The 2,047-nt window shown below is 42.1% G+C and carries 1 protein-coding gene, 4 tRNA genes and 1 pseudogene; all 6 read right to left on the minus strand.

Going from position 1 to position 2,047, the window contains the following annotated elements; translation table 11 throughout:
• Positions 1-81: pseudogene (locus J536_RS25620) on the minus strand (elongation factor Tu); the annotation flags it as partial.
• 147 nt (positions 82-228) lie between these two features.
• Positions 229-303 (minus strand) — tRNA-Thr (locus J536_RS23995).
• 13 nt (positions 304-316) lie between these two features.
• Positions 317-392, minus strand: a tRNA-Gly gene (locus J536_RS24000).
• Between the two features lie 37 nt (positions 393-429).
• Positions 430-513: transfer RNA gene (locus J536_RS24005), tRNA-Tyr, on the minus strand.
• Positions 514-567: 54 nt separating this feature from the next.
• Positions 568-643: transfer RNA gene (locus tag J536_RS24010), tRNA-Thr, on the minus strand.
• A 98-nt stretch (positions 644-741) separates the two neighbouring features.
• The coding region (locus J536_RS24015) for an anthranilate synthase component I family protein (protein WP_032064237.1) at positions 742-2,047 on the minus strand (1,306 nt) is incomplete at its 5' end.

Consider the following 2,047-nt stretch of genomic DNA (forward strand, 5'->3'; position numbering starts at 1 on the left):
AGTTGTTTTACCATGGTCAACGTGACCGATTGTGCCCACGTTTACGTGTGGCTTATTACGTTCAAACTTAGCCTTAGCCATGTTTATAGTCCTCGTTTACGTCGAACACAATTCTGAGCAAAAACTCAGCATCGACATATCGCCTAAAAAATCAAACACCCAATACTTGAAAAGCAGACTAATAAGCCTGCTTTTTAAATCTTTGTAGAAAATCTACTAAACTGTATCTGGAGCTCTTATCGAGATTTGAACTCGAGACCTCTCCCTTACCAAGGGAGTGCTCTACCACTGAGCTATAAGAGCGATTATCCTTCGATGGAGCGGGAGACGAGGATCGAACTCGCGACATGCAGCTTGGAAGGCTGCCGCTCTACCAACTGAGCTACTCCCGCACTGTGTTGGTATATATACCACTTCAATCGAAGTTAATGGTGGTGAGAGAAGGATTCGAACCTTCGAAACTTTCGTAGCGGAGTTACAGTCCGCCCCCTTTGACCGCTCGGGAATCTCACCATATCACACTTATTTCAGTGTTGTTCTTTACTTCACAACTACACACCTTTAAGATGGTGCCGGCACACGGATTCGAACTGTGGACCTACTGATTACAAGTCAGTTGCTCTACCAACTGAGCTATGCCGGCTCTTCTTAGTGTTTCGTACGTTTCGTATCGGAACGGTGTGCAGTTTAGCAAAACTTCCAAACGATGCAAGCGGTTTTTTAAAAAAAACCGCTAAAAACTCATAAAATCAATCCGTTTGATGATAATTCAACCGCTTTGATCACTGCGCGAGCTTTTATTTGCGTTTCATTCCATTCAGATTCAGGATTTGAGTCTGCAACTAGGCCTGCTCCAGCCTGCACATAGACCTTTTTATCTCGAATAACACAAGTACGGATTGCAATCGACATATCCATTTCGCCGTGCCATCCTAAATATCCCACTGCCCCACCAAACACACCTCTTTTCACAGGCTCAACTTCATCAATAATTTCCATTGCACGAATTTTTGGTGCACCCGATAAAGTACCTGCTGGGAAAGTTGCTTTAAATACATCTAGCGCATCGATATCGTCACGAACTTCGCCTTGCACATTTGAGACAATGTGCATGACATGTGAATAGCGTTCAATCACCATTTGATCCGTTACTTGGACCTTCCCAATTTTCGAAACTCGCCCAACATCATTTCGACCAAGATCAATCAACATTAAATGCTCTGCGATTTCTTTTTCATCAGAAAGCAAATCTTTTTCTAGCGCAATATCTTCTTCTTTAGTTTTTCCACGAGGTCTGGTACCTGCAAGCGGACGTACTGTCGCAATACCATTTTCGAGGCGAGAAAGAATTTCTGGCGATGACCCTACAATATGGAATGGCTTTTTATCAGTAATCGTTTGCCCTTGTACCAAGAATAAATAAGGCGATGGATTCAAATGACGTAAAGCACGATAAACCTGTAAAGCCTCTCCATCAAAATCAGAAACCATACGCTGCCCCGGAACAACCTGCATCACATCACCAGCACGTATATATTCTTTAACTTTTTCGACTGTCTCTAAGAATTTCGCTTTACCAGTAATTGATTCAAAATGTGGAGGTGTATGCGGCTTAGCTTGCAAACTAACTGGAGTAGCTAACAACTGCTCTAATTGATCTAATTTTTGCTGAGCGTCTTCATAAGCATTGCTCTGCTCTATATCCGCATGAACAATTAAAAATAAAGTATCTTTAAGGTTATCAAAGATAATGACTGTCTTTGATAGCATTAACCATAAATCCGGCAATGTAATTGGGTCAGCTGTAGGAACATTCTTTAAACGTGGCTCGATATAACGGACTGCGTCGTAGCCTAAATAACCTACTAATCCGCCCGTAAAACTCGGTAAGTTTGGCAAGAGCTCAGCAGATGGCACTTTAAATTGCTTCTGAAATTCACGAATATACTGAAATGGGTCTTGGCAATCTTGTTGTGTAATTGAGCCATCAGCATGTTGTATAGACAGAACACCTGCATTACATGAGAAAACCGTCGACTCACCTAAA

Source organism: Acinetobacter sp. 809848 (assembly GCF_000581275.1).
Taxonomy (GTDB): Bacteria; Pseudomonadota; Gammaproteobacteria; order Pseudomonadales; family Moraxellaceae; genus Acinetobacter; species Acinetobacter pittii.